Origin of the sequence: uncultured Alsobacter sp. (genome assembly GCF_945952055.1) — a bacterium.
Classification (GTDB): domain Bacteria; phylum Pseudomonadota; class Alphaproteobacteria; order Rhizobiales; family Beijerinckiaceae; genus Alsobacter.
This window is the reverse complement of sequence record NZ_CAMFHB010000067.1, coordinates 23,245-30,291: the sequence shown is the minus strand read 5'-3', so window position 1 is coordinate 30,291 and position 7,047 is coordinate 23,245. Positions and strand designations below refer to the sequence as shown.

Below are 7,047 nucleotides of genomic sequence, written 5' to 3'. Positions count from 1 at the left end.
GTCCGTGATTTGAACCTGCGCCGTAGAGTGCCGTCGCGCACGTGCTTCGTGGACCTTTGATGGTCTTGTCGTGTGTAGCACATCCCTGCTACACAGAATCCAGAACCGTCGCGAGTTGCGGCGCAAAATCAACGACTTACCGATCCGGCTCCGGGAGCGCCGATAACCAGCCGCGCATCCTCCCGCCCCAGCCAGGCTCACCTAAGTCCTTGATTTTGCAAGTTTCGCCCCGTGGCTGGGGAGGAATCGCAGCTTTGCGGGCGCGCGCCCGACGGCACTGTAGCCGAAGCATTCACTCGTATCGCATGGCATCCAGATCCGCGATGAGCCCAGGCCCCGTGGGTGTCCACCGGAGCTTGCGCCGTGTCAGCGCGCTTGAGGCCGGCAGGTCCATCCCCGCAAAGATCGACATCCACCCGAACTGCTCCGCTACTCTCTCCGCCGGCACCACGACCAGGGGCAGACGGAGCCCGCGCGCCAGGGTCCCCGCGATGACGCGGAGCTCAATCCCTTCCTCCGCGACGGCATTGTAGCGGGCGCTAGCCTCCGCGGCCTCGATCGCAAGACCATAGAGCAGGGCGACGTCGCTCAGGTGGGCTGCCGACCAGCGGTTCCGGCCCTCGCCGACATAGGCCGCGGCGCCCTTCTCGCGGAAGATCGCGATCAGGGGTGTGATCAGGCCCTGATTGCGGGTGTCGTGAACCTGCGGCAATCGCGTCACCGAGACGTTGACGCCGGCATCCAGGAGCAACTGTCCGGCGCGCTCCCAGGCGATGCGCGTGCTGGGGTGGCTCTCGTCGAACACGTGTGCGACCCGTTCGGGATCGGTGAGATAGGCTCCCTGCGCGCGAAGCGCGCTGCGAAGTTCGCCGACTGGCACAACTCGGACAGACACCCCTCTGTTGGCCGCGATCGCGGCGTCGACGCCGGCGGCGTGTCCCCTCATCCAGCACAGCGGGATCTCGCGCATGAACGAGTGCTCGTCGCGTCGCAGGACATGTGGCGGCCTGCTGGCGCGGCCTGGAAAAATCCGGCTTGTGTGGAGATCCCCAACAAGAGGTGATTTCCGGGCGAAATCGTGTGAAAGTCGCTTTCGGAATTCGTTCGGATGTTGTCCGGGGTGAGGATGGGCAAGGGAATCGACGCGAGAGACTTCCACTTCGCTGGATTTCGGCTTGAGTCTGCACGTGGAACTTTGAGCGGCCCTGATGGACAGGACCACCGCATCCGACCGAAAACATTTTCTCTACTCGTTCACCTGCTTGAAAATCCTGGCCTGCTGCACGGCCGTCAGGAGCTCCTGGAAGCCGTCTGGCCTGGGATCGCCGTCACCGACGACAGCCTTACGCAATGCATCAGCGAGCTCAGGAAAGCCTTCGGTGCGCAAGCCGAAGAGATCCTCAGGACCGTCCCTCGACGCGGATACATCCTGATCGCGGAGGTCAAGGTCCACAGCTGGAATCTTTCGCCTGCGAGTCCTTCGTCGCCGGCAACGCCTCCGTTCAGCGCCAGCAAGGCCCGTGACCGGGAGGAGGCGCGACATGCCTCGGTGATCGTCGAGATCCCCGATGGCATTGCCCAGGCTGAAGCCTCGGGCCTTGCACTGCTGTCCGCCGAACTGGCGCGCTACGAAGATTTGAGGGTGAGACGCGCCGCGGGCCGCGAGCACGCGGACTACCGGGTGCGCCTCGTCGATGTCGATGGCGGATCTCCGCTCGTCTTTCTCGATGAAGCGAGCACGAACACCGTGCTGTGGTCCGAGCCTCAGGCCCGTTCGGAGGAAGCAGCGGGCCCGATCGATTCCGCACGCGAAATCCTCGCCAATCGGATCGCTCGCCAAGTCGCCGTCGACAGTCGGCGCAAAGCCCGGAACAAGGCGCACCACGACCGGACAGCCCGTGACTTGTGCCTTCTGGCAGCCGATCATCACCAAAGGGCGACAGAGCGGGACACTCTGCTTGCCATAGAGCTTCTCGAAAGTGCCGTTGCACTCGACCCCGACTACGCGCAGGCTCGAGCTTGGCTCGCCTATGCGATCCAACGCGGCTTCACGCAGGGCTGGGGGCCGGTGCGTGGCGAGGCGGCGCGGGATACGGCTCTGTCCATGGCCAGGGCCGCCCTGATCCTCGCGCCCTATTCCCCCCTGTGTCTGTCTCGCCTGGCTTACTGCATGATGCTGCATGGCAAGTGGAGCGAAGCCGAATCCACGGCTCGAATGGCGCTGAACGGCCCCTATCGAGGCGGAGTGAAGGTTCGGATTTCGAGCTGCGAGGTCCTGGCCCATGCCGTGCCAGGCGAGGACTCCATTGAATTGATGAAGGCCGTCTTGAAGCTCGACCCGTTCTGCGGACCCACGGTGTATTCCGTTCTGGGCCGCTGCCTTCTCATGGCTGGCCGCCCCGCCGAGGCCTTGCCCCACTTGCGCTGGTGCGCCACGCGCCTTCCGGACTACGCGCCGTGCCACCACTCGCTGGTCATGGCGTGTGTTGAGACAGGCAATATGCCCGACGCTTTGCTCGCTTGGCGAGAGATCCAGCGGATCCAACCCGGCTGGGATCCGACTGCACGAACAGGGCCCTGGTTTTTCGGCCGCCCGGCCGACGAACAGCGGATGCTGGATGCCGTGGAAGCCGTTCGGGCGGTGAAGATCCGCTGACCAGCGTCTCGCCATCGGTCGTCGGTGTCCTCGCCCGTCCCAAGCCCGGGCCCGCTCCATCGGGGCGGATCTATTCCGATCAATCTCGCTCCTCACGGCCGCGACCTCGGTCCGAACGATTCCTGAAAGCGCTCTTCTGAGATTTTCGGGAACACTTCGCCCGTGTCTCAGGACTGCAAATCTCATCAAGCGCATAAGGCCGCCACCCGCTGATGCACCGGCGGACCGGACAGGCCCGCACCTCCACTGTGTCGTGCGAGCTCGACATGCAACCTTGAAGCGAGATCCGTCATGAATCCCATCGCCCTCATCGTCGCCGGCTTCGGCTTGGCGGCAACGCTTTCGGCACCGGCCGGCGCGGCGCCCATCGCGGGCTTGCGCGGCGATGCCGTCGCAGTCGCATCCAGCAATATCGTGACCGTCTCCGGCGGCTGCGGCCCAAATGCCTGGCGCGGCCCCTGGGGCCACTGCCGTGACACGCCCTATTCCGGACCGCTGCCGGGCGGCGGCTGGACCGGCGGGCCGCAGAGGCCAGCCGACTACTACGGCAACGGCTGCCCTCCCGGCTATTGGCACGGCCCCTGGGGTCACTGCCGCGACACGCCGTATCACGGCCGTCTGCCTGGCGGCGGCTGGAAGTGATCCGCAGCGACCACTGACCACCGACCAGATCCACACCGGAGTTTACCCATGTTCAAGACCACTCTTTCAGCCGCGGCGATCGCGGTGACATTGTTCGGCCTCGGTCAGGCCCAAGCCCAGACCGTCCAGCCCGCCCCGGTCCAGCCCGAGCAGATCCAGATCATCGAACTGCACACTGCCCAGGATGCAGCGGCTGTCCTCGATGCGCGACTGGCCGCGCTGAAGACGGTGATCGGCATGACTGCCGACCAGGAGAAGCTCTGGGCCCCGCTCGACGCGGCCATACGCCAGGTGGCGCGCAACGCCGCCGACAGGCGTGTCCAGCGCGAAAGTGCCGCGCAGCCGCAGGACTTCGTCGACATCCTCACGCGCAGCGCCGATGCCGAGGCTGCCCGGGTGGCAGACGTGAAAAGCGTCAGCGGCGCGCTGAAGCCCCTCGTGGCCTCCCTGTCCGAGGCCCAGCGCCGACGCATCCCGGCTTTCCTGGGCATGCGCGAGGGCCGCTACGGCCAGCCGCAACCGCTGGCCGAGCTCTGGCTGTTCGAGGATGAGAATTGAGGTCCCGCGGGGGCGGGCCGACGGGCGCCCGCTCCCTCTTCCGCACCCCTGCCAATCTCTGGAGCCAATGCCGTGTCTAGCGCCTCCCCGGACTTATCCCCCCGTACACCGTCGAGCGTCCTGATCGTCGGCGCGGGACCCGTCGGCCTGACTCTGGCTGTCGAGTTGACCCGCTTCGGCATCCCCGTCCGCATCATCGACAAGGCGGTGGGGCGCACCGACAAGTCCAAGGCCATCGTGCTGTGGAGCCGGACCCTGGAGCTGCTGGATCGCCAGCCAGGAGGTGCGGCGGCCTTCGTGGCGGCGGGCTTCAAGGTGGACACGGTGGGTTTCGTGGCTCACGGCCAACCGATTGCGCACGCCAGCGTGAGTTCCGCACAAACTCCTTTTGCCTTCGCACTCATGTTGCCGCAGTCGGAGACCGAGCGCCTGCTCGAAGAACGGCTGGAGGCGCTCGGCGTGACGGTCGAACGCCAGGTCGAGGTCGTTGCCCTTGCGCTGCGCGACGACGGCGTGGACGCCACTCTGCGGCACGCCGACGGACGGCAGGAGACGGCGCCGGCCGACTGGCTCGCCGGCTGCGACGGCGCGCACAGCATCGTCCGCCACACCGTCGGGGCACAATTTACCGGCACAACGCTGGACAGCGACTGGGTGCTGGCCGACATCCATATGACCGGCTACCCCGTTCCCGACACGCAGGTCACCATCGCCTGGCACGAGGACGGCGTCTTCGTCGTCTTCCCCATGTCTCCGGGCCGCTACCGCATCATTGCCGACACGCCGCCCTCCGGCGCGGCGCATCCACCAACCCCGACGCTGGACGACATCCAGGCCCTGATCGACCGACGCGGCCCTGCCGGGATGAGGGCCTTCGATCCGGTCTGGTTGGCAGGCTTCCGCATCAACGGGCGCAAGGTCTCGCGGTATCGGTGGGGACGGGCGTTCCTGTGCGGGGACGCCGCCCACGTGCACAGCCCCGCCGGTGGCCAGGGCATGAACACGGGCATGCAAGACGCCTTCAACCTTGCGTGGAAGCTCGCGCTGGTATCGCGCCGCGTGGCAGCCGACGGCCTGCTCGACAGTTTCAGCGTCGAGCGCAGCGCCGTCGGTGATCAGGTCCTGGCGGCCGCGGAGCGGCTGACGACGATCGGCACCACCAAGAACCCGTTTCTCCGGCTGGTGCGCAACACCGTCGCCCATGTCGCGTTCGGCATCCCCGGCATCGAACACGCTTTCGCCCAGACGATGACCGAGCTGTCGATCGGCTACCCCGAGAGCCCCTTGACCAGCGGGTCCGCTGCCGGGCTCGACGGCCCGCGGCCGGGGCAGAGACTGCTGGCGGACCGACCCTTCGGGACAGGAGAGCTGCCACGCTTCGCGCTGCTGGCCGCCGCCACGGAGCCGGCGCTGCGCCTTCTGCAAAGCTATCCTGCTCTGCTCGAGGCGGACCTCCGCGAGCCTCCCGACCGGGCGGGTGCGTGGCTCGTCCGGCCCGACGGCTACGTCGCGGCCGTGGCCCGGTCGCACGATATGGCGGCAATCGAGGCGTGCCTCGCCCAGGTGGCCCTGTCCGCCGGGGCAGACCCGGCCGCCTGATGCTCCTTGCATCCGGCGGTCCGGGTCCGCGCCATCACCTCAGGACAGGATCACCATGACGACGGAGCCCTACATCGATGTGGTGATGCGCAAGCTCGCCGCCCGGCGCCAGGCCGTGGTCCTGATCTGCGGAGACACGCCGTGGCGCGCCGACGAATTTCGGCGCTGCATCCATCGCTACGCCCGCGCCCTTGGGTCCCAGGGCCTCGGGCCCGGCGCACTGGTGGCGCTCTGGGCGTCGAACTCGGCGCAGGCGCTCGCCATCCGCTATGCCGCCAACCTGATCGGGGCTGCGACTTGCTTCCTCTCGGCGCCGGAAACTCCGCAGGCGCGCTCGGCGCTGCTGCGGACGATGGCGCCCGATCTCGTGGTGGTCTTCCCGGAGACCGCCCACCTGCTCCCGGCCGACGTCGGCGTGCCCGTGGTGGCCGCCGGGGAAACCGGACACGGGCTCCCGCGGCTCGACATCCTTGCCGATGGGGCCGTGGCGGATCCGGTCGCGTCCGTCGCACGTCCCGGCGACCTGGCCATCATCGTCTCTTCCGGGGGCAGCACGGGCGTTCCCAAGGGCAGTTGCAGGAGTTTTGCGAGCTACGCTGCACTGGCGGTCACGGACGACAATCCGGGGCGGCGGCAGCTGGTGAACGGCAAGCTTGCCTACCTGTCCCAGGTGCTGGTCGACCAGACGCTGACCGGCGGCGGCCTCGTCATCCTGAGGGATCACGTCGATCCCACGGACACGCTCGTCCAGATCGAGCGCCATGCCATCACCGACCTCTTCCTGGTCGAACCCCAGTTATTCTCCCTCATGAATCATCCGAGGCTGGCCGATGCCAACCTCACCAGCCTCCGCCGGCTGCTGCACATCGGCGCTTCCGCGCCCGCGACGCTGCGGCGTCGCGCCGTCGAGCGCTTCGGGCCCGTCCTGGTGCATACCTATGGCGCCAGCGAAGCCGGGCTGGTCAGTCGGCTCGGATCCGACGGGTATGCGGCCGACCCCGAGGCCCTCTCCAGCGCGGGCCGGATTCTGCCGGGCGTGGAGGTGAGGCTGCGCCGGCCAGACGGCATGATCGCAGGTCCAGGCGCGGCTGGGACGATCGAGATCCGATCCGGGGCAATCGCAGCCGGTTACCGCAACGCTCCGGAGCGCACGGCCGCAACATTCGTCGACGGCTGGTGCCACACCGGCGATCTCGGCCGCTTCGACGCGGCCGGGCGGTTGCACGTGCTCGGGCGGGCGGTCGACATGGCCCGGGAGGGCGGCAAGTTGATCTCTCCCACGATGATCGAGAACCTGCTGTGCCGCGACGCGTCCATCCGCCAAGCCACGGTGGTGCGGGACGCTGACGCGCGCCGCTGGGTGGCCCTGGTTCAACGTGCGAAGCGGTCCTTTGACGGCGATCGTGCCATGGGCCTTCTTGCCGGCGCACTGGGCAAAGCCGTCGCCGAGGCGACCACGTTAGTACCGATTGATCACGTGCCCCTCACGGAGCAAGGCAAGCCGGACCGCGCCGCAATCTTGCGCCTTCGTCCAGTTTAGGCCCTGTGCGCTCCGGCTGAACAGGCAGGAGGATTCGGCGTACAGGCGGCAC

Annotated in this window: 5 protein-coding genes and 1 pseudogene; 5 read left to right on the top strand and 1 reads right to left on the bottom strand. The window is 67.5% G+C overall.

From position 1 onward, the window contains the following. Nucleotides 1–292: 292 nt before the first annotated feature. A pseudogene (locus Q0Q47_RS28865) lies at nt 293–805 on the bottom strand (NAD-dependent dehydratase); the annotation flags it as partial. Nucleotides 806–1,126: 321 nt separating this feature from the next. Between Q0Q47_RS28865 and Q0Q47_RS28860 the strand changes: the two are divergent. The 5 genes from Q0Q47_RS28860 (at nt 1,127) to Q0Q47_RS28840 (ending at nt 6,995) form a co-directional block, all read left to right on the top strand. Further along, nucleotides 1,127–2,656: a winged helix-turn-helix domain-containing protein gene (locus tag Q0Q47_RS28860; protein WP_293868265.1), complete on the top strand. Its 1,530-nt coding sequence runs from the start codon at nt 1,127–1,129 to the stop codon at nt 2,654–2,656. 291 nt (nt 2,657–2,947) lie between these two features. Next, nucleotides 2,948–3,298 (top strand): hypothetical protein, encoded by a 351-nt coding sequence (locus tag Q0Q47_RS28855; protein ID WP_293868263.1) that lies wholly within the window; start codon nt 2,948–2,950, stop codon nt 3,296–3,298. A gap of 48 nt (nt 3,299–3,346) precedes the next feature. Next, nucleotides 3,347–3,856, top strand: coding sequence for a Spy/CpxP family protein refolding chaperone (locus Q0Q47_RS28850; RefSeq protein ID WP_293868261.1), 510 nt, complete (start codon nt 3,347–3,349; stop codon nt 3,854–3,856). Between the two features lie 72 nt (nt 3,857–3,928). After that, complete coding sequence (locus tag Q0Q47_RS28845; protein WP_293868259.1) at nt 3,929–5,455, top strand: FAD-dependent monooxygenase; 1,527 nt, start codon at nt 3,929–3,931, stop codon at nt 5,453–5,455. A 55-nt stretch (nt 5,456–5,510) separates the two neighbouring features. Beyond that, on the top strand, nt 5,511–6,995 hold the full coding sequence (locus Q0Q47_RS28840; protein WP_293868257.1) for a class I adenylate-forming enzyme family protein: 1,485 nt from the start codon (nt 5,511–5,513) through the stop codon (nt 6,993–6,995). The last annotated feature ends 52 nt before the right edge of the window (nt 6,996–7,047 follow it).